General features: G+C 68.2%; 15 protein-coding genes. 6 read left to right on the forward strand and 9 right to left on the reverse strand.

The genetic code is table 11. From position 1 onward, the window contains the following. Positions 1-107: 107 nt before the first annotated feature. On the reverse strand, positions 108-1,247 hold the full coding sequence (locus ACZ6DT_RS32740; protein WP_465602550.1) for an RsbRD N-terminal domain-containing protein: 1,140 nt from the start codon (positions 1,245-1,247) through the stop codon (positions 108-110). 144 nt (positions 1,248-1,391) lie between these two features. Between ACZ6DT_RS32740 and ACZ6DT_RS32745 the strand changes: the two genes are divergently transcribed. Genes ACZ6DT_RS32745 through htpG form a run of 3 tightly spaced genes read left to right on the forward strand, consistent with a single transcriptional unit; the run spans position 1,392 to position 6,173 of the window. Then, positions 1,392-2,630 (forward strand): YncE family protein, encoded by a 1,239-nt coding sequence (locus ACZ6DT_RS32745; RefSeq protein ID WP_465602551.1) that lies wholly within the window; start codon positions 1,392-1,394, stop codon positions 2,628-2,630. A gap of 52 nt (positions 2,631-2,682) precedes the next feature. After that, on the forward strand, positions 2,683-4,278 hold the full coding sequence (locus tag ACZ6DT_RS32750) for an alkaline phosphatase D family protein (protein WP_465602553.1): 1,596 nt from the start codon (positions 2,683-2,685) through the stop codon (positions 4,276-4,278). A gap of 29 nt (positions 4,279-4,307) precedes the next feature. Continuing rightward, on the forward strand, positions 4,308-6,173 hold the full coding sequence (gene htpG / locus ACZ6DT_RS32755) for a molecular chaperone HtpG (protein ID WP_465602555.1): 1,866 nt from the start codon (positions 4,308-4,310) through the stop codon (positions 6,171-6,173). A 67-nt stretch (positions 6,174-6,240) separates the two neighbouring features. On the opposite strand, the gene ACZ6DT_RS32760 is transcribed toward htpG, so the two are convergent. From ACZ6DT_RS32760 to ACZ6DT_RS32795, 8 genes are all read right to left on the reverse strand, one after another. Further along, positions 6,241-8,319: an iron ABC transporter permease gene (locus tag ACZ6DT_RS32760; protein ID WP_465602557.1), complete on the reverse strand. Its 2,079-nt coding sequence runs from the start codon at positions 8,317-8,319 to the stop codon at positions 6,241-6,243. Further along, a complete protein-coding gene (locus ACZ6DT_RS32765; protein ID WP_465602558.1) occupies positions 8,319-9,296 on the reverse strand; it encodes an ABC transporter substrate-binding protein in 978 nt (325 codons plus the stop codon). Before ACZ6DT_RS32765 ends, ACZ6DT_RS32760 begins: the two co-directional genes overlap by 1 nt. A gap of 17 nt (positions 9,297-9,313) precedes the next feature. Continuing rightward, positions 9,314-10,129: an ABC transporter ATP-binding protein gene (locus ACZ6DT_RS32770; RefSeq protein ID WP_465602560.1), complete on the reverse strand. Its 816-nt coding sequence runs from the start codon at positions 10,127-10,129 to the stop codon at positions 9,314-9,316. 72 nt (positions 10,130-10,201) lie between these two features. Continuing rightward, positions 10,202-11,068 (reverse strand): metal ABC transporter permease, encoded by an 867-nt coding sequence (locus tag ACZ6DT_RS32775; RefSeq protein WP_465602562.1) that lies wholly within the window; start codon positions 11,066-11,068, stop codon positions 10,202-10,204. Further along, positions 11,065-11,808, reverse strand: a complete 744-nt coding sequence (locus ACZ6DT_RS32780) for a metal ABC transporter ATP-binding protein (RefSeq protein WP_465602564.1) — start codon at positions 11,806-11,808, stop codon at positions 11,065-11,067. Before ACZ6DT_RS32780 ends, ACZ6DT_RS32775 begins: the two co-directional genes overlap by 4 nt. Beyond that, a complete protein-coding gene (locus ACZ6DT_RS32785) occupies positions 11,805-12,719 on the reverse strand; it encodes a metal ABC transporter substrate-binding protein (protein ID WP_465602566.1) in 915 nt (304 codons plus the stop codon). The genes ACZ6DT_RS32780 and ACZ6DT_RS32785 overlap by 4 nt, the downstream gene beginning before the upstream one ends. Before the next feature lie 48 nt (positions 12,720-12,767). After that, positions 12,768-14,873 carry a (Fe-S)-binding protein gene (locus ACZ6DT_RS32790; RefSeq protein WP_465602568.1) on the reverse strand — a complete coding sequence of 702 codons (2,106 nt, stop codon included), beginning with the start codon at positions 14,871-14,873 and terminating at the stop codon, positions 12,768-12,770. A 23-nt stretch (positions 14,874-14,896) separates the two neighbouring features. After that, complete coding sequence (locus ACZ6DT_RS32795) at positions 14,897-15,211, reverse strand: hypothetical protein (protein ID WP_465602570.1); 315 nt, start codon at positions 15,209-15,211, stop codon at positions 14,897-14,899. Positions 15,212-15,565: 354 nt separating this feature from the next. Between ACZ6DT_RS32795 and ACZ6DT_RS32800 the strand changes: the two genes are divergently transcribed. The 3 genes from ACZ6DT_RS32800 to ACZ6DT_RS32810 all read left to right on the forward strand — a co-directional run bounded on the left by ACZ6DT_RS32800 (position 15,566) and on the right by ACZ6DT_RS32810 (position 23,066). Then, positions 15,566-16,159 (forward strand): hypothetical protein, encoded by a 594-nt coding sequence (locus ACZ6DT_RS32800; RefSeq protein WP_465602571.1) that lies wholly within the window; start codon positions 15,566-15,568, stop codon positions 16,157-16,159. A gap of 80 nt (positions 16,160-16,239) precedes the next feature. Continuing rightward, positions 16,240-18,186: a flotillin family protein gene (locus ACZ6DT_RS32805; RefSeq protein WP_465602573.1), complete on the forward strand. Its 1,947-nt coding sequence runs from the start codon at positions 16,240-16,242 to the stop codon at positions 18,184-18,186. Further along, a complete protein-coding gene (locus ACZ6DT_RS32810; protein ID WP_465602575.1) occupies positions 18,183-23,066 on the forward strand; it encodes a DNA repair ATPase in 4,884 nt (1,627 codons plus the stop codon). Before ACZ6DT_RS32805 ends, ACZ6DT_RS32810 begins: the two co-directional genes overlap by 4 nt. Positions 23,067-23,292: the final 226 nt, after the last annotated feature.

Below are 23,292 nucleotides of genomic sequence, written 5' to 3' on the forward strand. Positions count from 1 at the left end.
TCGCCGGTCGGGCGAGGACACGCGCGCTTCTTGTGACACAGCCAAGGCGGGTTCCTTCCGGGGTGGACTGCCTTCATCCGGTCACACGGACGGCGGGCCCCGGCGGTTCAGTCCGAGCGCCAGGTGCGCAGCGCCCACCACCAGCCGACGGTGTGCCGCACATGGGTACCGCCGTCGTCTTCCGGCGGGTCGAGCGACGCCCCGGTGATCTCGCCGAGCCTGGAGAGCCGGTATCTGACGGTGTTCGCGTGGACGTGCAGCGCCGCGGCCGTCTGGTCGAGCCGCCGTCCGTGGTCGAGGTAGGCCAGCGCGGTCGAGACGAGTTGCTCGTGGAAGGGATCGCCTGGCGTCAGCGCGTTCAGCAAAGTGCCTTCGAGCAGCGCGGCGAGCCCCGGCTGGGCGGCGAGCGCGGTCTCCACGGCCAGATCGGCCATCGCGTGCAGACCGCGGGAGCGGGCGGCCGTCGGCAGCGCCATCACGCACAGCGCGTGCATCCCGCGGACCTCGGCGAGCGGTACGGCGGGGGAGACCACCATGAGGACGTCGTCCCCGAGCGCCGACGCGGTGGGCAGCCGCGGCGCCAGCCCGGTCAGCCGTCCCTCGACCAGGCCGAAGACGCCGCCCGTCGCGCCGAGCCGTCGCTCGACGACCCTGGCCTGGTACGGATCGCCGACGTCGGAGAGCAGGCAGTGGAAGCGGCCGCCCGGGTTCAGGCCGGTGCTCGCGACCTCCTCGGCCGAGGGCGGCGTCGTGTCCCCGCCCAGCAATCGCCGCAGCAACCGGGCCCGGCCGTCGTGGACCGTCCGGGAAAGTTCGAGTTCGGCTTCGTGGTAGCCCGCGATGACCTGGCGTTCGAGCGCGCGGGTGTTCCGGTCGAAGTCGACCAGCGCCGCCAGCATGACGTCGTCCGGGATGCCGGCCGCCTTGCCGCGTTCGACGGCGATCTCGACCGCGCGGCCGCGGCCCGCCTGCACCCCGCGCAGCAGCGCGGCGAGCGGCACACCCTGCGCGGCCCTGTCCGCGCCGAGGACGGCGGCCGCGGCGTAGTCCTGCTCCCCGGCTCCGCCCGGCCGGTCGAAGGAGGCGAGCCCGGCGGCGAGCACGATCGCGACGTGCCGCCGGGTCTCGTCCACCGGCAACCGTGCCACTTCCGGCGACTCCGTGCGGGCGGCTCGGACCACTTCGTCGACGACGTCGGTGTCGGCCGCCATCGCGGCCAGCACGTCGTGGAGCGACCGGTGCGCCATCGCCACCGCCTTCCCGCGCGGATTGTGCCCGGTGCACAACGAAGCCGGCGGTCCTTGGCGACCGGCCCCTACCGAGGGTGTCCGGCCGGTTGGTTTCCTGTGAGCTACCGAAAGGTAACAGGCCCTCGCCGAAAGGTGCGCCCGATGCGGAAACGCCGGTTGCTGAACACCGTCCTCGTGAGCTGCCTCGCCGTCGCGGCGCTGGGCTCGGTGCCCGTCGCCGGTGCGAGCGTGGCCCTGCGGCAGGTCCTGTTCGTGGGCAACAACTGGGAGGGGACCGCGGACGTCATCCGGTCCTCCGGCGACTACGCCAAGATCGCGCGCGTGAACATGGTGCCGGACAAGGAGGAGCGGCTCACCGAGATCTACCTGAACCCGATCAAGCTCGCGTTCTTCCTCGGTATCCGCAACGGCGTCGGCGAGGGGCACGACCAGCTCGTAGACGACCTTTACACGACCCCGGACGGCCGTTCGGTCGTGGCTTCCCGCCCGAGCTTCGCCGACGTCGTGTCGATCGACCTCGTCACCGGCCGCGTCGACTGGCGGTTCCCGGTGTCCGGGTTCCGGTCCGACCACATGGCGGTGTCGCCGGACGGCCGCAGCATCGCGGTGTCGGCCTCGACGTCGAACACCGTCCACGTGCTGGACATCGAGACCGGCAGGCAGCTCGGCTCGTTCAAGACCGGCGACAAACCGCACGAGAACACCTACACCGACGGCGGCCGGTACCTCTGGAACAGCTCGATCGGCGAGGTGAACACCGCGCTCGACGCGCCGTGGCAGGACTTCACCAAGGGCGACCGGAAGCTCACCGTGGTCGACGCGAACACCTTTCGGCAGGTCAAGGTGATCGACATGCGCCAGCGCTTGGACGCCTTCGGGCGCGGGGATCTGTCCGACGCCGTCCGGCCGGTGGCGTTCACCCCGGACGAGTCGAAGCTGTACTTCCAGGTCTCGTTCTTCAACGGCCTGCTCGAGTACGACGTCGCCACCGACCGGATCACGCGGTCGAAGACGCTGCCGAAGAACCCGGGCACCAGTGAAGACCGCACGACCTGGGTCAACGACTCGCGTCACCACGGACTGTCGATGAGCCCGGCGGGCGACAAACTCTGCGTCGCCGGGACGATGGACGACTACGCGACCATTGTGGACCGTGCGAGCCTGCGAGAGGCGCGGCTCGTGACGGCCGCGAAGCCGTACTGGGCGACGGTGAGCGGTGACGGAAAGCACTGCGTCATCTCGGAAAGCGGATCGGACCAGGTGACCGCGATCGACTTCGCGACCGGCGCGAAGGTCAAGTCCGTGCCCGTCGGCGACCACCCGCAGCGCATCCGGATCGGGCACGTGCCCGAAGGCTGGACGGGGCCCGCGGCGCGCTGACGCCGGTCCGCTCAGCGCACGATCTTGGCTTCGCTGTGGCACCGTTTCAGGAATGAGTCTGCTCCTGGGTCCGCTGCTGCGCCACGTCGACGAAACTTCGGCGACGGTGTGGGTCGAGACCACCACCGCGAGTGAGGTCGAAGTCCTCGGCACGACCGCGAGGACGTTCGAGATCAAGGGTCACCACTACGCGCTGCTGGTGCTGACCGGCCTCGAACCCGGCTCGTGCCACGAGTACGACGTGCGCGTGGACGGCGAGAAGGTGTGGCCGCTGGAGGATTCCGAGTTCCCGCCCAGTCGCATTCGGACGCTGCCCGCGAACGAGTCCCGGGTCCGGCTCGTGTTCGGCTCCTGCCGCAAACCGCACGACGGTGACACCTTCGGCCCGGACGCGCTGGCCGCGTACGCCCGCCGGATGGCCGACGGCGACGAAAGCGAATGGCCGCAGGCGTTGCTGATGCTGGGCGACCAGGTCTACGCCGACGAAACCACCGACGAAACGCAGGAATGGCTCTCCCGGCGTCGCGACACATCGAAACCGCCGGGCACGGAGGTGACCGATTTCGAGGAGTACACCCACCTCTACCTCGAAGCCTGGGGCGAGCCGACGATCCGCTGGCTGCTCTCCACCGTGCCGACGTCGATGATCTTCGACGACCACGACGTCCGCGACGACTGGAACACCTCCCACACCTGGCGGCAGGAGATGCGTGCGCACCCGTGGTGGCAGGAGCGCCTGCGTGGGGCGATCATGTCGTACTGGGTCTACCAGCATCTCGGGAATCTCGGCCCCGCCGAACTCGCCGAGGACCCGACGTTCCAGAAGGCCGTCACGTCCGGCCGTGACAACGCCGACCTGCTCGTCGCGTTCGCCGACGAGGCCGACGACGATCGCGACGGCACCAAGGGCGCGCGATGGAGTTACCGCCGCGACTTCGGCGGCGTGCGGTTGCTGGTCATCGACAGCCGGGCGGGCCGGATCCTCGCGGGCGGCGCCCGGTCCATGGTGGACGACGACGAGTTCGACTGGATCGAGGACAACGCCGCCAACTCCGCCGACGCCTGCGACCACCTGCTCATCGGGTCCTCGCTGCCGTGGCTGCTGCCGCCGGTCATCTCCCACCTGCAGTCCCTCAACGAGCGGGCCTGCAACCGTCCAGGGTGGCGGGGACGGCTCGCGGAGAAGATCCGGCAGGCGTGCGACCTCGAGCACTGGGCGGCGTTCCGCGAGTCGTTCGACCGGCTCGCCGCGATGATCGCGCGCGAGGGGCGCCGGGAAGATCCGCCCGCCACCATCGCGATGCTCTCCGGCGACGTCCATCACGCTTACATCGCCGAGGCGCGGTACCCGGAGCCGGTGACGTCGGCGGTGTACCAGCTCACCTGCTCGCCGGTGCACAACGCGATGCCGCGGCCGCTCCGGCTCGCGTTCGCCGCCACCTGGTCGGACTCGCTGGCCACGGTCGCGCGCCGATGGGCGACGCGGGGCGGCGTCGAACCCCTGCCACTCGACTGGCGGAAGACGTCGGGACCGCATTTCGGCAACGTGATCGCCACGGTCGAGACCACCGGCCGCTCCGCCGTCACGACGATCGAACAGGCCACCGGTGACGGGCTGACCGAGGTGGCCAAGCAGAGGCTGGCTTGACCCGGTCCCGCACTCGGTAATATCGCCGCGTGACAACCTCTGCCGAAACACTCGAGTTCCAGTCGGAGGCACGTCAGCTGCTCCAGCTGATGATCCACTCGATCTACTCGAACAAGGACACCTTCCTCCGGGAACTGGTGTCCAACGCCTCCGACGCACTGGACAAACTCCGCCTCGAAGCGTTCCGTGACAAGGACCTCCAGGCGGACACCGACGATCTCCACATCGAGATCGAGACCGACCCCGAAAACCGCACTTTGACCGTGCGGGACAACGGAATCGGGATGAGCCGGGACGACGTCGTGGCGCTGATCGGCACGATCGCGAAGTCCGGCACCGCCGAATTCCTGAAAAAGCTGAAGGGGACCAAGGATTCCGCAGCTTCGCAGGACCTGATCGGCCAATTCGGCATCGGGTTCTACGCCAGCTTCATGGTGGCCGACAAGGTCACGCTGCTGACGCGCCGGGCGGGGTCGGACGAGGGTGTCCGATGGGAGTCCGAGGGCGAAGGCACGTACACCATCGAGACGGTCCCGGACCTGCCGCAGGGCACGTCGGTCGTCCTGCACCTCAAACCCGAGGACGCCGAAGACCAGCTCTTCGACTACACCTCCGCCACGAAGATCAAGCAGATCGTCAAGAAGTACTCGGATTTCATCACCTGGCCGATCCGGATGACCGAGGGCGAAGAGGTCGCCACGGTCAACTCGATGAAGGCGCTGTGGGCCCGCTCCTCCAGCGATGTCACCGAAGACGAGTACAACGAGTTCTACAAGCACGTCGCGCACGACTGGAACGACCCGCTGGAGACGATCCGGCTCCAGGCCGAGGGCACCTTCGAGTATCAGGCGCTGCTGTTCCTGCCGGGGCACGCGCCGCTCGACCTGTTCATGCGTGAGCGCAAACGCGGTGTCCAGCTGTACGTGAAGCGCGTCTTCATCATGGACGACTGCGAAGCGCTGATGCCGGAGTACCTGCGCTTCGTGAAGGGCGTCGTCGACGCGCAGGACCTCTCGCTCAACGTCTCGCGCGAGATCCTGCAGCAGGACCGGCAGATCCAGCTGATCCGCCGTCGCCTGGTGAAGAAGGTCCTCTCGACGGTCAAGACCATGATGGCCGACGAGAACCCCTACAAGTACGAGACGTTCTGGAAGGAGTTCGGCCGCGCCGTCAAGGAGGGCCTGCTGGACGACCACGAGAACCGGACCGCGATCCTCGACATCTGCTCTTTCGCGTCGACCGACGACCCGGAGAAACCGACGTCGCTGCGCGAGTACGTCGAGCGGATGAAGGACGGCCAGGAGCACATCTACTACCTGACCGGTGAGTCGCGGCAGAGCATCGAGAACTCCCCGCATCTGGAAGCCTTCCGGGCCAAGGGGTACGAGGTGCTCGTGCTCACCGACCCGATCGACGAGATGTGGGTCGACGCGGTTCCGGGCTACGAGGAGAAGCAGTTCCAGTCGGTCGCGAAGGGCGAGGTCGAACTCGACTCCGACACCACCGACGAGCAGAAGGAGGAGTTCTCCGGACTCCTGACCTGGCTCACGACGACCCTCTCCGAGCAGGTCAAGGAGGTGCGGCTCTCGTCGCGGCTGACGACGTCGCCCGCCTGCATCGTCGGTGACACGAACGACGTCACCCCGACGCTGGAGAAGATGTACCGCGCGATGGGCCAGGAAATGCCGCAGATCAAGCGGATCCTGGAACTCAACCCCGGTCACCCGCTGGTCTCCGGGCTCCGGGACGCCTTCGCGTCGCAGGGTGAGAACGACGGGCTCGCCGAGACCGCCGAACTGCTCTACGGCATGGCTCTGCTGGCCGAAGGCGGTGAACTGGGCGACCCCGCCCGCTTCACCAAGCTGCTGGCCACCCACCTCCAGAAGACCCTGTAGTTCCGTGAAGGCCTCCTTGAGGGACTCAGGGTCCCTCAAGGAGGCCTTCACGGACTTCTACGGCCTTCTACGGCCGGGTCCGCCAGAGCACCAGCACGAAGTACGGCGTCCCGACCATCGCGATGACCAGGCCCGCCGGGATCTGGGCGGGGGCGATGACCGTCCGCCCGAGGGTGTCCGCGACGCTCACCAGCAGCGCCCCGAGCGCCGCGGCCACCGGGATCACCCGGCCGTGCCGTCCGCCGACCAGCGAACGCGCCAGATGCGGCGCGACCAGCCCGACGAACACGACCACGCCGATCGCGGACACCGCGGTGGCAGCCAGGATCCCGGAGGCGGCCAGCACCACCAGCCGTGACCGCTCGACGCGCATCCCGAGGACGCGCGGGGTGTCCTCGTCGAGGGCGTGCAGGTCCAGTTCGCGGTGCTTGATCCACAACAACGGCGTCAGCGCGAGCAGCGCCAGCGCCACGGGCGCGACCTGTTCCAGCGTGCGGCCGTAGGTCGACCCCGAAAGCCAGGTCAGCGCCTTGGCCGAGTTCCACGGGTCGGAGACCACGATCAGCAGGTTGATCAGCGCCATCCCGGCCGACCAGACCGCGATGCCGATGATCACCAGCCGGTCCGAATCGAGCCCCGAACGCCAAGCCAGCCCGTAGACCAGCAGGAAGACCACGGCCGCGCCGAGACCGGCGGCACCGGCGATCGACCAGGCGCCGACGGCGGGGACGACGGTGATCAGCGTGATCGCGCCGAGCCCGGCACCCGCGGTGATGCCGAGCAATCCGGGTTCGGCGAGCGGGTTGCGGCTGACCGACTGGATCCCGCAGCCCGACACCGCCAGCGCGGCGCCGGCGAGCAGCGCGGCCAGCACCCGCGGAAGTCGTTGATCCAGCACGAAAGTCAAGGCGGTCCCGGTGTCGCCGGTGACCCAGTTCGCGAGATCGCCGAGCAACACCATCCGGTCGCCCAGCATCAGGCCCGCTACCGGGATGGCGGCCAGCAGCGCCACCAGCACGACGGAAATGGCCACGAGCCGCCGGGTCGAGCCGGCGACCCCGACCCGCCCGGCCGGAGCCGGACGGCGCGAGCCGCTGCCCCGCCCGCGCCGCGCCAGCCACACCATCACGACGGCGCCGACGATCGTGGTCACCACACCGGTCGGCACCCGCACGGCGGCGGCCGAACCCATGATCGCCCGCAGGGCGACGTCGGCGCCGAGCACCGTCACCACGCCGACCAGCCCGGAGACCGGCAGCAGCGCGCGGTGTTTGGCGATCGGCAGCAGCAGCCGCGTGATCACCGGCGCGCTCAATCCGACGAACCCGACCGGTCCGGCGACGGTCACCGCCGCCGCGGTCAGCGCGACGGTCAGCACGACCGCCCCGACCCTGGTCCGGCGGACCCGCAGGCCGAGCAAGGTCGCGTTGTCGTCGCCGAGGGCGAGGACGTCGAGTTTGCGGCCCATCACGATGAGCGCCACCACGGCGATCACCACGATCGGCGTCATCTGGGCGGTCGCGCGCAGATCGGAAACGGTGAGCGAGCCACTGCCCCAGGCGAACAGCCCGGACGTCTCTTCTTCGAACAGGAGCAGCAGCAGGATGGTCACCGAGTGCAGGGCCAGCAACACCGCCGAGCCCACCAGCACCAGCCGCGGACTCGCCGAACCGCCGCCCGCGAGGCCCAGCACGATGACGGCCGCGACGAGCCCGCCCGCGAACGCCGCCCCACCGACCGGGACGAGCGGCAGCGAAAGCCCGAACGCGGAAATGACCACCACGGCCAGATGCGCGCCCGCGTTGACCGCGAGCGTGTCGGGCGAGGCGAGCGGGTTCCGTGCCACGGACTGCATTCCCGCGCCCGCGACGCCGAGCGCGACCCCGAGCAGCAACGCCGCGAGCAGCCGGGGGACGCGCGAACCCTCGAGTACCGCGAGGGTTTGCGCGTCGCCCTGACCGAAGATCGCCTTCACCACGTCCAGCGGACCGGACGTGGAGGTGCCCTGGGTCAAGTGGATGCCGGCGAGGACGACGATGAGCACCACCAGTCCCGCCGACACCACCGCGGTGCGGATCGTCTGCGGCGCCCGCACCGTTTCGACGAGTCCTCGGCGGGGGGAAGTACCTCGGACCTTGGTGGTCATCAGGCGGTGATGGCCTTCACGATCTGATCGGCGCTCATGATGATCGACTTCGGCCCGCCGAAGGTCCACGTTCCGGCCTCCAGCTTGTGGATCTTCTTCGACACCACGAACGGCAGCCGCTGGTAGACGGCGTTCTGCGCGAGTCCGGTGGTGAAGACGTCCTCTTCGGCCGCGCTGTAGAACAGCACGGTCTTCGGGTCGGTGAGCGCGGTCAGGCCCTCGACGTCGGTCTGGCCGAGACCCCACTGCGGGTCGACCTTGCCGGTCCAGGCGTTCTTCAAGCCGACGGCCTCGGCCGTGTCGGAGACCAGCGAGCCCTTGCCGAACGGGCGGATGCTGACGGTGCTGCCTTCGAGGTAGCCGTCGGCCATCAGGAACGGGGTGCCCGCGGCGCCCTTGGCCTCGACGGCCTTCTTGCCCTCGGCGAGTTTCGCGTCCATTTCGGACAGTTGCTCGTCCGCCTCGGCCTCCTTGCCGACCGTCTTCGCGATCAGCTTGAAGTCCTCGCGCAGGCGGTCGAAGTTGCGGCCGGCATCGCTCGACTTGGTGACCACGACCGGCACGTACTTCTCGATCTGCGGCACCAGCGTCGAGTCGCGCTCCTCGGCCATGATGACGACGTCGGGGTTCAAGCCGACGATCGCGTCGACACTGGGCTCGTTGCGCTTGCCGACGTCCTTGACCTCGGCGGTCAGCGGAGCGGCCTTGTCCCACACGTTGTAGCCCGCGACGTCCGCGGCGCCGACCGGCATGACACCGAGCGACGCGACCATCTCGGCCTCGCCCCACTCGAGCGCGACGACGCGCTTGGCGGGGGCTTTGAGGGTGACGGCCTTTCCGCGGGCGTCGGTCACCGTGACCGGTCCGCTCGCGGCGGCGGACTCGCTCGGCGCGGCCGCGGTGTTCTCGGTGGTGCCGCAGGCGGACAGCAACAGGGCCGTCGCCGCGACGAGGACGGCAGGGATTGGCAAACGCATGGTTCTTCCTGGATTTCTCAGGCGGGCCTGGGCGAATGCCGCCCGAGTGGCCTGCAGTGGATCGCGCCCGTCACCGGGTCGTTCGCGACGTGGACGGTGACGCCGTAGGCCCGGGAAAGGTGCTCGGAGGTGAGCACCTGCCCGATGTCACCCGTGGCCACGATGGTTCCCTCACTCAGCAGCACGACCTCGTCGGCGATGATCGCCGCGTGGTCGAGATCGTGCAGCACCACACCGACCGCGACGCCTTCGTTGGCCAGATCGCGGACGACGTCGAGGATCTCGACCTGATAGCGCAGATCGAGATGGTTGGTGGGCTCGTCGAGCAGCAGTACGGAGGTCTGCTGGGCGAGACAGGACGCGAGCCAGACCCGCTGGAGTTCGCCGCCGGACAGTTCGTCGACGCCGCGTTCGGCCATCGGGGTCACGCCGGTCAGTTCCATCGCGCGGCGGATCGCGGCGGCGCCGTCGATGTCGACCCCGCGCCAGCCCGACCGGTACGGATACCGGCCGTAGGCGACGACGTCGCGCACCGAGACCCCGCTCGGAGTGGGCCGATGCTGGGTCAGCAACGTGACCCGGCGGGCGAACTCCTTACCGGACAACGCGTTCCCGCCCCAGACGGTGCGTCCCCCGAGACGGACGCTGCCCTCGCGAGGCTTGTGCAGCCGCGCCAGCGAACGCAGGAGCGTCGACTTCCCGGACCCGTTCGGCCCCACCAGCGCGGTCACGGTGCCGGCGCGCAGCGACAGCGACACGCCGTCCACCACGGCCCGCTCTTGGTGCGCGAGCACCAGGTCATGGCCGGTGAGCAGCGCGTCTTCCGTAGACATGAGGGGAGCCTAACCTAAGGCTGGGTACCGACCCATGTCACGAGAGACACAGAGCGCGGGGTGATTGTCCGGTTACCGGAGTGCCGCTTCCCGCCTGCGCTTGGCCAGCCGCTTCCCGACGATCCCGTGCCGCGGCCCGAACAGGTACACCAGCGTGAACCCGGCGCCCTGCACCAGCACGATCATCCCGCCGGACGCGGTGTCGAGGTGGTAGCTCAGGTACAGGCCGGTCACCGCGGCGAGCACCGAGAACGACGGCGCGATCACGAGCATGCGGCCGAATCGGTCGGTCAGCAGGTACGCCGTCGCGCCGGGGATGATCAACATCGCCACCACCAGGATCACGCCGACCACCTGCAACGCCACCACCGCGGTCAGCGCGAGCAGCCCGAGCAGCGCGGCGCCGAGCACCCGAGGGTTCAGCCCGATGGCGTGCGCGTGCGTGGGATCGAAGGCGTACAAGGTGAAGTCACGGCGTTTGAGCACCAGCAGGGTGAGCGTGATGGCGCCGAGGACACCGATTTGGATGAGGTCCGAGGTGTCGACGCCGAGCAGGTTGCCGAAGATGATGTGGTTCAGGTCGGTCTGGCTCGGCGTCACCGAGATCAGCACGAGCCCGAGCGCGAACAACGTGGTGAACACGATGCCGATCGCGGCGTCCTCCTTGACCCGGCTGGTGTCACGGACGACGCCGATCAATGCCACGGCGAGGAAGCCGAAGACGACGGCGCCCAGCGCGAAGGGCGCGCCGAGGACGTAGGCGAGTACGACGCCGGGCAGCACGGCGTGCGAAACCGCGTCGCCCATCAGTGACCAGCCGATCAGCACCAGCCAGCAGGAGAGGACCGCGCAGACGGCGGACGCGATGACCGTGGACGCCAGCGCCCGCACCATGAAGTCATAGCTCAGCGGTTCGAGGAACAGGTCGTACAGACTCACGCGGGTTCTTCTTCCCGTTGCAGGACATCGAGTCCGAAGGCCAGCGCGAGGTTTTCGGGCCGGAGCACCTCGCCGGGGGAGCCGTGCGCGAGCACCTTGCGCATCAGCAGGATCGCCTCGTCGGCGAGGCCGGGCAGCGCGTGCAGGTCGTGCGTGGAGATCAGGACGGCGGCGCCGTCGGCCGCGAGTTCCTTGAGCAGCCGGGTGATCGTGGCTTCGGACCGTTTGTCCACGCCGGCGAACGGCTCGTCCAGCAGCAGGACACGGGCGTCTTGGGCGATGCCGCGGGCGACGAACGCGCGTTTGCGCTGCCCGCCGGACAACCGGCCGATCTGCCGTCCGGCGAGTTCGGTCAGTTCGACCCGCTCCAGCGCGTGGTCGACGGCTTCGTGGTCGGCGCGGCGCGGCCGGCGGGTGAAGCCGAGCCGCCCGTAGCGGCCGGTCATCACGACATCCCGCACGGACAGCGGGAACGACCAGTCGACGTCCTCGCTCTGCGGCACGTAGCCGATCACGCCGGTCTTGCGGGCGCGGGCGGGGTCGACACCGTCGATCGACACCGTGCCGGTGTCCGGCCGGACCATGCCCATGACGGTCTTGAACAGCGTCGACTTGCCGGAGCCGTTCATCCCGACCAGCCCGCAGACGTGACCGTGTTCGAGCGTGACGTCGACACCGTCGAGGGCGAGGACGTCGCCGTAGTGGACCGTGACGCCTTCGACGCGGATCGCGGCCGTCACGGCTTCGCTCCGGTGAGGGCGGCGACGATCGTCTTCGAGTCGTGGCGGATGAGGTCGAGGTAGGTCGGCACCGGGCCTTCGGGGCCGGACAGGGAATCCACGTAGAGGACGCCGCCGAACGCGGCACCGGTCGCGGAGACGACCTGCCGCATCGGGGCGTCCGAGACGGTCGACTCGCAGAACACCGCGGGAACCTTGTTCTGCTTGACGAATTCGATCGCGCGGGTGATCTGCTGTGGCGTGGCCTGCTGTTCGGCGTTGACCGGCCAGATGTACCGCTCGGTGAGGCCGGTGTCGCGCGCGAGGTAGGAGAAGGCGCCTTCGCAGGTGACCAGCGCTCGTTCGTTCTGCGGCAGGCCGCTCAGCGCACCCGTCATCTCGTCCCGCACTTCCTTCAGTTTCGCCTTGTAGGCGTCGCCGTTCGCCTTGAACACGGCGGCGTCGCCGGAGGAGAGCCCGCTGAACGCCTTCACCATGTTGTCCACGTAGATCCCCACATTCGTCGGAGACATCCACGCGTGCGGGTTCGGCTTTCCCTGATAGGCGTCTTCGCCGATGGCGATGGGCTGGACGCCCTCGCTGACCACCTTGTGCGGCGCGTCGCTCTCCTTGACGAACCGGGCGAACCACGCCTCCAGATTCAGCCCGTTGTCGAGGATCAAGTCGGCCTTCGCGGCCTTCTTGATGTCGTCCGGAGTGGGTTCGTAGCCGTGGATTTCGGCCCCGGGTTTGGTGATCGACTCGACCCGGAGCTTGTCGCCCGCGACGTTCGAGGCGATGTCCGCCAAGACCGTGAATGTGGTCAGTACGACGGGCCGCTTGTCGTCCGTGCCGTCGGCGGGGCCGCCGCAAGCGGACAGGACGAGCGCCGACGCCGCCAGCGCGCACACGGTCTTGCGCAGATTCGCCATTCCGCGAGTTTAGAGTTCGGTGCGCCGAACTTCCAACTCACGTGTGCCTTAAATCTCGGGCTGAACCCGCGTCCGGTCCCGCTCCCGCACGGACTCCAGCAGGAGCTGGGAGACGTCGCGCACGGTGACGTTCTCGCCACGCTGTTCACTCTGCCGCTGGACGAGGCCGTCGTTCAGCATCACGCGGCAGAACGGGCAGCCGGTGACGATGGTCTCGGCGTCCGTGCCGAGCGCCTCGTCGACGCGTTCGAGGTTGATGCGTTTGCCGATCTGCTCCTCCATCCACATCCGCGCGCCGCCGGCGCCGCAGCAGAGCGAGCGGTCGGCGTGCCGGGGCATCTCGCTAAGCGTGGCGCCGGTCGCGCCGACGAGCTCGCGCGGCGGCTCGTAGACCTTGTTGTGGCGGCCGAGATAACACGGGTCGTGGTAGGTCACCGGGCCGGCATCGACCGGTTTGACCGGGGTGAGCTTGCCCGCGCGGACGAGCCGGTTCAGCAGTTGCGTGTGGTGCAGGACCTCGTAGTGCCCGTCCAGCTGCGGGTACTCGCGGCCGAGTGTGTTGAGACAGTGCGGGCAGGTGGTGACGATCTTGCGCGTACCCGGTTCGCGGCCTTCGAACACCGCGTTCAGGGTCTCGACGGTCTGCTGTGCGAGCATCTGAAAGAGGAACTCGTTGCCGGAGCGGCGGGCCGGATCGCCGGTGCAGGTTTCGCCGGTGCCGAGGATCGTGTACTTCACCCCGGCGAGATGCAGGAGTTCCGCGGTGGCGCGGACGGTCTTGCGGGCGTTGTCGTCGAAAGCGCCCGCGCAACCGACCCAGTAGACGTACTCGACGTCTTCGGCGAGTTCACCGTCGAAGATCGGCACTTCGAAGCCAAGGTCCTTCGTCCAGGCGAGGCGGTCCGAGTTGTTCTGACCCCAGGGGTTTCCCTTGGTTTCGAGGTTCTTGAACAGCACGCCGAGTTCGCTCGGGAAGGCCGACTCGATCATCACCTGGTAGCGGCGCATGTCCACGACGTGGTCGACGTGCTCGATGTCGACCGGGCACTGTTCGACGCACGCGCCGCAGGTGGTGCAGGACCAGAGGACATCCGGATCGATGACGCCGAAGTCCTCCTTGGTGCCGACCAGGGGACGTTCTTCAGGCGCTTCCTTGCCGTCCAGGATGTACGGCGCCTTCTCGAAGAGGTGGTCACGCAGGTCCATGATCAACAGCTTGGGGGACAAGGGTTTCCCGGTGTTCCACGCCGGGCACTGCGACTGACAGCGGCCGCATTCGGTGCAGGTGGCGAAGTCGAGCATGCCCTTCCAGGTGAAGTCCTCGATCTTGCCGCGGCCGAACGTGTCGTCCTCGCCCGGATCCTCGAAGTCGATCGGCTTGCCACCGGACTCCATCGGCAGCAGCGGGCCGAGCGCGTCCGGGAGGCGTTTGGCGGTCACGTTGACCGGCGCGAGGAAGATGTGCAGGTGCTTGGAGTAGAGCACGATCGACAGGAACGCGAGCATCACGCCGATGTGCAGCAGCAGCCCGACGGTCTCCAGCGGTTCGGTGACCGCGGGGCCGAGTGGCGCCAGAAGTTCACCCACGCCGAGGGAAACCCACGCGCCCGACTCGTACGGGAAGACGCCGACCGCGGCCGACGCGCCGCGGAAGAGGAACATCGTCCAGACCACGTTGAAGATCATGAACAGGATCAGCCAGGCGCCACCGGTGTGCGAGCCGAAGAAGCGCGACGCGCGATCTTTCCGTTCGGGGGCTTGGCGGATCCGGATGACCGCGAACACCGCCAGCGAGACGAGCACCGCGACCGCGATGAAATCCTGGAGGAAACCCAGAACCGCCCAGTGCCCGATGAGCGGGAGGTGGAAGTCGTGGTCGAACAGGGCGCCGTACGCCTCGACGTAGACGGAGCCGAGAATCACGAAACCCCAGAACGTGAACAGATGCGCTAGCCCGGGGACGGACCACTTCAGCAGTTTGCGCTGCCCGAAGACCTCGGCCAGATGTGTTTTCGCGCGGACGGCCATGACGTCCGAGCGTTTGTCGTCCGGCTGACCGGACCGGATCAGTTCAGCGAGCCAGAGTGCGCGGCGGGCGGCGAAGGCGAGTCCGACGACCGTGATGAGCAGACCGGGAATGAGACGAACGAGCACGAGTCCTCCGGGGGAGAATCGGCTCAGTGAGAGCCGGTGTAGTACCGGCACGCCTTGCAGGCGTACCGCATTTTGGCCACTCGCCACCGTTTTCGGTAGGCCTCGAGATGTCCCGGTCGTGGCGGATGCACGCCGAGCCGGTGGTGACGACGGATCCGCCGCCCCGTTTCGAAGAGTTCGGTCGCCAGGCCGAGATAGGCACGCCTGAGCGCGATACCCGGCTCCGCGGCGAGATTGTCCCGGCAGAATCGGTGCAGCAGAGCCAGATCCGGGAGGCCGGGGGTGGTCACGCCGGGGAGGTGCTCGACCACGCCGAGGCCGGGATGTCCGACAGGCACGGAGAATCGCGCGGGAAGTCCACAATGGACGCAAGTGAGCGTGCAACTCAGACATCGGGTGACGTGGCGGATTCGCCGTTCGCGTCGATCCTCGTCGATCGTTTCGCGAACGTGCCACCCCATGGAGCCTCCCAAGACCGTGGTGTGTCCTGTGTCACTCTCAATACTGGAGAGTAGGGCGCGCTCCGGCGGGGCGACAGGTCCAACCGGATGGCTTCGTGGCCGCCGGTCGGGGTAACCCTCCCCGCCGCACGCTTCCGCACACCGTGACCCACTCGTAGCCGAAAACGGCCCGCCGGGTGTCACGCGCTGGTTATAGTCCTGACCCGGGGTAATGGGGAGGGAACGACGGCGATGGGCGGGTTCGTCACCGCGGCTCTGGGGTTTCCGGCCGTGCTCTTCAGCTTCCTGCTGATCGTGGTGATCGGCTATTGGCTGCTGGCCCTGCTCGGCGCCTTCGGCGTCGACGACGCCGTCGATTTCGACGGCGGCGACGGGTTCTTGGCGGGCTTCGGCGGGGTCCCGCTGTCCATTTCGCTCTCCTTACTGATCGCATTCACCTGGTTCGCCAGCCTGGCAGGGACGGTTCTCCTCGATGACCTTGAGCTTTCGACACCATCGAGGATCGGGCTCGGGGCCGGCGTGCTCGCCGTCGCGCTCGTCCTCGGCACACTCGGGACGAGGGTGATCGTGGTGCCACTGCGCCGGGTGTTCGGTCCCGCGAAGGAACCGAGCAGGAGGGACTTCATCGGCCGGGTCGCGGTCATCCGCACCTCGTCGGTCACCCACGACTTCGGCCAGGCCGAAGCCGCCGCCGCGGACGGGTCCACGGCCATTGTGGACGTTCGGCAGGCGGGTGAAGGCAACCTCACGGCGGGAAGCCGCGTAGTTCTCTATGACTACGACTCCGAAGGCGAGTTCTTCTGGGTCGAGTCCTTGGACATCTGAAGCAGAAAAGGAACACTATGGGTGCCATCAGCGTGGGGGCCGGCGTTCTGATCGCCGTGATAGTTGTCATCCTCCTGGTCTTGCTCTTCACGATCACCAGGTTGTTCAAGAAGGTGCCGCAGGGTAAGGCGCTGATCATCTCGAAGGTCCGCCGCGTCGACGTGACGTTCACCGGTGCGGTCGTCCTGCCGGTGCTGCACAAGGCCGAGATCATGGACACCTCGGTCAAAGCGATGGAGATCACCCGAACCGGCCGCGAGGGCCTGATCTGCCGGGACAACATCCGCGCCGACATCCGGATCTCGTTCTTCGTGCGGGTCAACAAGACCGTCGAGGACGTGATCAAGGTCGCACAGGCCATCGGCACCGAACGCGCGAGCGACGAGGCGACCCTGCAGGAGTTGTTCAACGCCAAGTTCTCCGAGGCGTTGAAAACCGTCGGCAAGCAGCTCGACTTCGTGGATCTCTACACCAAACGCCACGAGTTCCGCGACCAGATCATCCGCGTCATCGGCACCGACCTCAACGGGTACAGCCTCGAAGACGCGGCCATCGACTACCTCGAGCAGACGCCGATGGCGCAGCTCGACTCGGCGAACATCCTCGACGCGCAGGGCATCCGCAAGATCACCGAGCTGACCGCGATCGAGCACGTGCGCACCAACGAGTTCCGCCGCAGCGAGGAAAAAGAGATCACTCGCCAGAACGTGGACGCCCGCGAGGCGATCCTCGAACTGGAGCGGCGGCAGGCCGACGCGGAGATCAAGCAGAACCGCGAGGTCGAGACCATGCGGGCGCGTGAAGAGGCCGAGATCGCCAAGGTGCAGGCGGAGGAGCGGCTCAAGTCGCAGGCCGCGGGACTGCGCACCGACGAGCAGCTCGGCATCCAGCACCAGAATCAGCAGCGTGAGATCGAGGTCGCGGGCAAGAACCGCGAGCGGGTCATCGCGATCGAGAGCGAGCGCATCGAGAAGGACCGGCTGCTTGAGGTCATCGGCCGCGAACGCGAGACCGAACTGTCCCGGATCGCCAAGGACAAGGAAGTCGAGACCGAGAAGCGGTCCATCGCCGAGGTGATCCGCGAGCGGATCGCGGTCGAGAAGACCGTGGCGGAGCAGGAAGAGAACATCAAGAAGCTCCGCGTCGTCGAAGAGGCGGAGCGTCAGCGCTCGGCCATCATCATCCGGGCCGAGGCGGAGGCGCAGGAAAGCCTCGTCAAGGACATCAAGGCCGCGGAGGCCGCCGAGGTGGCCTCGAAGCACAAGGCCCGCGAGGAACTGACGCTGGCCGAAGCGCGCCAGCAGGCCGCCGAACTGGACACCCGGGCGAGGATCCGCCTGGCCGAAGGCATCCAGGCCGAGGAGGCCGCCATCGGGCTGGCCGCGGCGCAGGTCAGGGAACGCGACGCCGACGCGCTGGAGAAGGTCGGCCGGGCCGAGGCGATCGTCGAACGCGAGAAGGCGATCGTGCTCGCCGACGGGATGCGCGACAAGCTCAAGGGCGAGGCCGAAGGTCTCACCGAGAAGGCCGCCGCGATGGCCGCGCTCGACACCGCCAGCCGCCAGCACGAGGAGTACCGCCTGCGCCTGGAGGCCGAGAAGGAGATCCGGCTCGCCGCGCTCACCGTGCAGCGCGAGGTCGCCGAGGCGCAGGCCACGGTCCTCGGCATCGGGCTGGAAAAGGCCGACATCGACATCGTCGGCGGCGAGACGATGTTCTTCGAGAAGGTCATCGGCTCGATCGGGCTCGGCAAGAGCGTGGACGGCTTCGTCGAGCACTCGGACGTCGTCCAGACCCTCGGGAAGTCGTGGCTCGACGGTTCGGGCAGCTTCACCGACGACCTGACGAAACTGGTCGGCTCGGTGAGCACCGACGACGTGAAGAACCTGACGCTGTCGGCCTTCCTGGCCAAACAGTTGCAGGCGGGCGGCCCGGACAGCGGCAAGCTGCAGGAACTGCTGGCCATGGCGCAGCGGCTCGGCCTGGCTGACAAGTCCGTCGCCACCCTCGCCCCCGCGAAGCAGTGACGACGACCGAACCGGCGGCAGGAACGGAGCAGCTGGACGCGGGCACCTATGAGGTGCTCCGCGCCCGGCTCGCCGCACAGGCCGCCGAACTGGCGAAACGCGCGGACGAGCTCAACAAGGCGCGGCTCGGGGTCTTCGGCAGCGCGCAGCTCGCGCTGATCGGCACGGAGCGGATCCGCACCGCGAACAACTGCGTGCCGCGGGACGTCGTGTCGGTCGGCGGGCGAATGTTGTTCGGCTACAACGTTTTCATCGGTCTCAAGCCCGAGACGACGGTCGACGACGTCTTCTCGCTGCACGGCTTCAGTCATGACGAACTGGCGTTCCGCTTCGACGACGTGCCCGCCGAAGAGCTGCCGGAGCTGCTGCGCGACGAGCAGTTCGTCCGTGACTTCGCCGAGCTTTACCGGTACTACCGGCAGGCGAAGCTCCTGCAGTTGCGGCGGGTCGAGGGCAAACTCCTCGCGGTGTTCCAGATCGGTCCGCGGACCGAGGACATCCGGGTGCTGCGCTGGGGTATCTCCGCCGACGGCACGGTGTCCTATGTGGACAATCGGGGTGAGCGCGACCACGTCTTCCCGCCGTCGCACGACTTCGAATGGGTCGAGACCAGCCGCGAACAGCACGTTCTCGGGCGGCATCCGCACATCTCGATCGAGGACGAGGTGTTCGTCGAGACCGTCGGCGGCAACCTGACGATCAAGGTCGAGAACAACACCGAAACCGGCGAGGGCGTCTACGCCGAGGTGGTCGACGAGCCGCTGCAGAGCCTCGCCGACGCCGAGGTGTCCTACGCCAGGATCGGCCCGCTGATCCTGTTGCGGGTGCTGCCGTACAAGGAGACCGTCCACCGGTACCTGGTGTTCAACACCCGCACGCGCGACGTCGTGCGCCTCGACGGGATCGGGCAGGCGTGCCAGCGGCTGCCCGAGGACCACGGGATCATCTTCCCCGGCGGCTACTACCTCGACACGGGTGTCAGCAAGACGTTCGACACCACTGTGGACGGTCTCGAATTCGAGCGCGTGATCCGCTCGCCCAACGGGGAGGACGTACTCTACGTCTTCCACGCCCGCGCCGACGGACGCTCGCTTCTCCTGCCGTACAACGTGATCCGCAAAGAGGTCTCGAACCCGATCCCGTGCCACGGGTACTCGCTGTTCGACGACGGCACGATGGTGCTGTTCCGCGCGTTGTCCGAGGAGCCGAGCCGCGTGCACCCGATGCAGGTGTGGCGGACGCCGTTCCAGTCCGACACCTACGCCGCGTCGCAGCCGGCCGGGACCGGGCCGCTGGAGCGGATCGGCAACGCCGATCTGGTCCGCGGGATCTCCGACTGTCTTTCGATCGGCCGGATGGTCGGCGAGATGGCGCCTTCCGCAGCGGTGTTCGAGGCACTGATCGCCGCGTGCGCGCGGGTCTTCGACCACTACCACTGGCTCGGAGAGGCCGAACTAGGCGATCTCCGGTCACCGTTGTCGGACGTCCGGGTCACCGCGGAACAGGTGCTCGACGAGTTCGAGACGGTCACCGCGCTCACTTCGCAGGCAGCCGAGGCCGTCGAGGAAGCCGCCGCGGAAACCGCTTCGCTCGTGCGGAAGGTGCGGGGCGAGGCGCTTAACGCGGCCGACGCGTGGGTGCGCAGGCTCGCCGAAATGCATCGTGCGCGAGGCCATCTGGTCACCGTGCGGGAACTGCGGTATGTCGACACGGATCGGGTCGACAAGCTGATCGCCGATCTCGACGGAAATTTCGGCGAGGCCGCGCAGCGCGCCGTCCGGTTCCTGCAGGGTGAGGACGCGTTCACGAGCTACCACGCCGAGGTCGACAGGCTGATCGAGGCCGCGGGCGCGATCTCCACCGTCGCCGAGGCGGTCCCGGTCGCCGAACAGCTGGACGAGCAGTCCGGCGGACTCGAGGTCCTCACCGACGTCGTCGGCGGGCTGGAGATCGCGGACGCCGTGGTGCGAACGAAGATCCTCGAACGCGTCGGCGAGGTCATCGGCGCGGTCAACCGGGCGCGGGCCACCCTCGAAGCCCGGCGCAAGGAGCTGCTGGAGACCGAGGGCCGGGCGGAGTTCGCCGCCGAGTTCGCGCTGCTCGCGCAGGCGATCACCGGCGGGCTCGCGGTCGCGGACACTCCGGACCGCTGCGACGAGCAGCTCGGCAGGCTGCTGCTGCAGCTGGAAAACCTCGAATCGCGGTTCGGCGAGTTCGACGACTTCCTCGCGTCGCTCGGCGAGAAGCGCACCGACGTCTACGAGGCGTTCTCCTCACGCAAACAGGCGCTGCTCGACGAGCGGGCACGTCGCGCGGACAGGCTGGTCGACTCGGCCGAGCGGATCCTCTCGAGCGTGACCCGACGGGTCGGCACACTCGGTTCGGTCGACGAGATCAACACCTACTTCGCCTCCGACCCGATGGTCTCGAAGCTGCGCAGCGTGGTCACCGAACTGCGCGACCTCGGCGACCAGGTGCGCGCTGAGGAACTCGAAGGCAGGGTCAAAGCCGCCCGGCAGGAGGCGGGCCGCGCGCTGCGCGACAGGCTCGACCTCTACGGCGAGGGCGGGGAAACGATCCGCCTCGGCCGCAACACCTTCGCGGTCAACACGCAGGACATCGACCTCACCCTGGTGCCGCACGACGGCGGGATGAAGTTCGCGATCACCGGGACCGACTACCGCTCGCCGGTGCGCGACGAATCGTTCGAAGCGACGCGGCCGTACTGGGACCAGCTGCTGGTCTCGGAGTCGCCTGAGGTCTATCGCGCGGAGTATCTGGCGACGTCGATCCTGGCCGAAAAGCCGGACCTGCAGGAGGCCGACCTGTTGGAGGTCGTCCGGCGCGTCGCCGGAGACCGCTACGACGAGGGTTACGCGCGTGGCGTGCACGACCACGACGCCGCCGCGATCCTGTCGGTGTTGTTGCGCCTCCGGTCCGCCGCCGGGCTGCTGCGATATCCGCCCGCCGCGAGGGCGTCCGCTCAGTTGTTCTGGGCTTTCGGCGCCGAAGAGGCGGCGAAGTCCGCGTGGACGACACGCGCCGCGTCACTCGCACGGGTGCGGGAAGCGTTCGGGCACACCACGGCGATCGACGCGCTGGCGCGGGAGCTCGCCGAGGCGATGACGGCGTTCGCCACGTCGTCCGGGCTGACGCTGGAGCTCGAACTCGCCGGCGATTACCTGTTCGAGGAACTGGCCGACGGTTCCCCGGGGTTCGTCACCAGCGGTGGGGCGCGGACGCTGCTCGACAAGTTCCGGCTCGACCGCCGCAGCTTCGCCGAAGACCTGCGTGCCCTCGAAGACCTCGCCGACCGCTACCAGCTCGCCGAAGCCTGGCTCGCGTCCTTTGTGGACTCTTCTGGCCTGCCCGGCGACGAACTGGCGGAGGCCGTCGCGATCGAACTGGCCGACCTGCCCCGCTACGATTCCTCGGCGGAGCTTTCGGCCACTGTGGACGGTCTGCTCGGCTCGCATCCGCGGATCGTCAACCGGTCACTGACCCTGCGGCTGGACGAGACCCTGGCCAGGACGCTCCGGTTCCGGCGTGACCGGGTGCCGGGTTTCCGGGCGTACCAGCGGCTGCGCAACGACCTGGTGGCGGCCGAACGCGACAGGCTACGGCTGACGGAATACAAGCCGAAGGTGATGAGCGCCTTCGTGCGCAACAGGTTGCTCGACGAGGTCTATCTGCCGTTGATCGGCGACAACCTCGCCAAGCAACTCGGCGCGACCGGCGACGCGCGGCGTACCGACCAGTCCGGTCTGCTGCTGCTCATTTCACCGCCCGGCTACGGCAAGACGACCCTCATGGAGTACGTCGCGAGCCGCCTCGGGCTGGTGTTCGTCAAGGTGAACGGACCGGCACTCGGGCACGACGTCACGTCGGTGGATCCGGCGGACGCGCCCAACGCGACCGCGCGGCAAGAGGTCGAGAAGATCTCGTTCGCGCTGGAGCAGGGCAACAACGTGCTGTTGTATCTGGACGATATCCAGCACACGTCGCCGGAACTGCTGCAGAAGTTCATCTCGCTGTGCGACGCGCAACGGCGGATGGAAGGCGTGTGGGAGGGCCGGACGCGGACCTATGACCTGCGGGGCAAGCGGTTCGCGGTCTGCATGGCCGGCAACCCGTACACCGAGCAGGGCAAACGGTTCCGGATCCCGGACATGCTCGCCAACCGCGCGGACGTGTGGAACCTCGGCGATGTACTGTCGGGCAAGGAAGACCTGTTCGCGCTGAGCTACATCGAGAACTCGCTCACCGCGAACACCGTCCTGGCCCCGCTGGTCTCGCGCGAACGGTCCGATGTGGACGTTCTCGTGCGCCTCGCGCGCGGCGACGGCTCGGTGCGGGCGGATCAGCTGAAACACGCGTACTCGGCGACCGAGCTGGAGCAGATCCTCGCCGTGCTGCGGAAACTGATCAAGGTGCAGCGGATCATCCTGAAGAACAACCAGGCCTACATCGCTTCGGCGGCGCAGGCGGACGCGTCGCGGGTCGAACCGCCGTTCCAGCTACAGGGCTCGTACCGGAACATGAACAAACTCGCCGGCCGGATCGTGCCCGCGATGAACGACGCCGAACTCGAAGCGCTGATCGACGACCACTACGCGGGCGAGGCCCAGACGCTGACCTCCGGCGCCGAAGCCAACCTGCTCAAACTGGCCGAACTCCGCGGACGCCTCAGCGACTCGGAGGCGCAACGGTGGGCGGCGGTGAAGGCGGCCTACCTGCGGGCGCAGGCGCTGGGCGGGGACGACGAAGACCCGATGAGCCGCGCAGTCGGCGCGATGGGCCTCCTGGCGGACCGGGTCGGCGCGGTGGAGGCGGCCATCGAGCGCGCCTCGGAACGGATGGTCGTCCGGGATGTGCTGTGAGGCGGGCGTTTTTGAGTCGGCCGCTGTTGCCGGGATTCGGTGACGGCGGCCGACTGCTTTGGTTGGTAGTCTGCCGTGACTGCGTTGCCGGGAATCGGTAATGCCTCACGGCGGCTTCTTGATCCGGAGTTTGTCGGTGACTGGTGGTGTGCCGGGTGGTGTTTCGTCGGGTGTTGGGTACTTCGTTGCCTGGGGGGCGTTTGAGGTGTTCCGTCGTGGTTGCGTT

Source organism: Amycolatopsis sp. NPDC041971 (assembly GCF_055588925.1).

Excerpts from the sequence above, each read along its gene's own strand:
- ACZ6DT_RS32740 (WP_465602550.1), bottom strand. The coding sequence starts at position 1,247 with ATGGCGCACCGGTCGCTCCACGACGTGCTGGCCGCGATGGCGGCCGAC.
- ACZ6DT_RS32745 (WP_465602551.1), top strand. The coding sequence starts at position 1,392 with ATGCGGAAACGCCGGTTGCTGAACACCGTCCTCGTGAGCTGCCTCGCC.
- ACZ6DT_RS32750 (WP_465602553.1), top strand. The coding sequence starts at position 2,683 with ATGAGTCTGCTCCTGGGTCCGCTGCTGCGCCACGTCGACGAAACTTCG.
- ACZ6DT_RS32760 (WP_465602557.1), bottom strand. The coding sequence starts at position 8,319 with ATGACCACCAAGGTCCGAGGTACTTCCCCCCGCCGAGGACTCGTCGAA.
- ACZ6DT_RS32765 (WP_465602558.1), bottom strand. The coding sequence starts at position 9,296 with ATGCGTTTGCCAATCCCTGCCGTCCTCGTCGCGGCGACGGCCCTGTTG.
- ACZ6DT_RS32770 (WP_465602560.1), bottom strand. The coding sequence starts at position 10,129 with ATGTCTACGGAAGACGCGCTGCTCACCGGCCATGACCTGGTGCTCGCG.
- ACZ6DT_RS32785 (WP_465602566.1), bottom strand. The coding sequence starts at position 12,719 with ATGGCGAATCTGCGCAAGACCGTGTGCGCGCTGGCGGCGTCGGCGCTC.
- ACZ6DT_RS32800 (WP_465602571.1), top strand. The coding sequence starts at position 15,566 with ATGGGCGGGTTCGTCACCGCGGCTCTGGGGTTTCCGGCCGTGCTCTTC.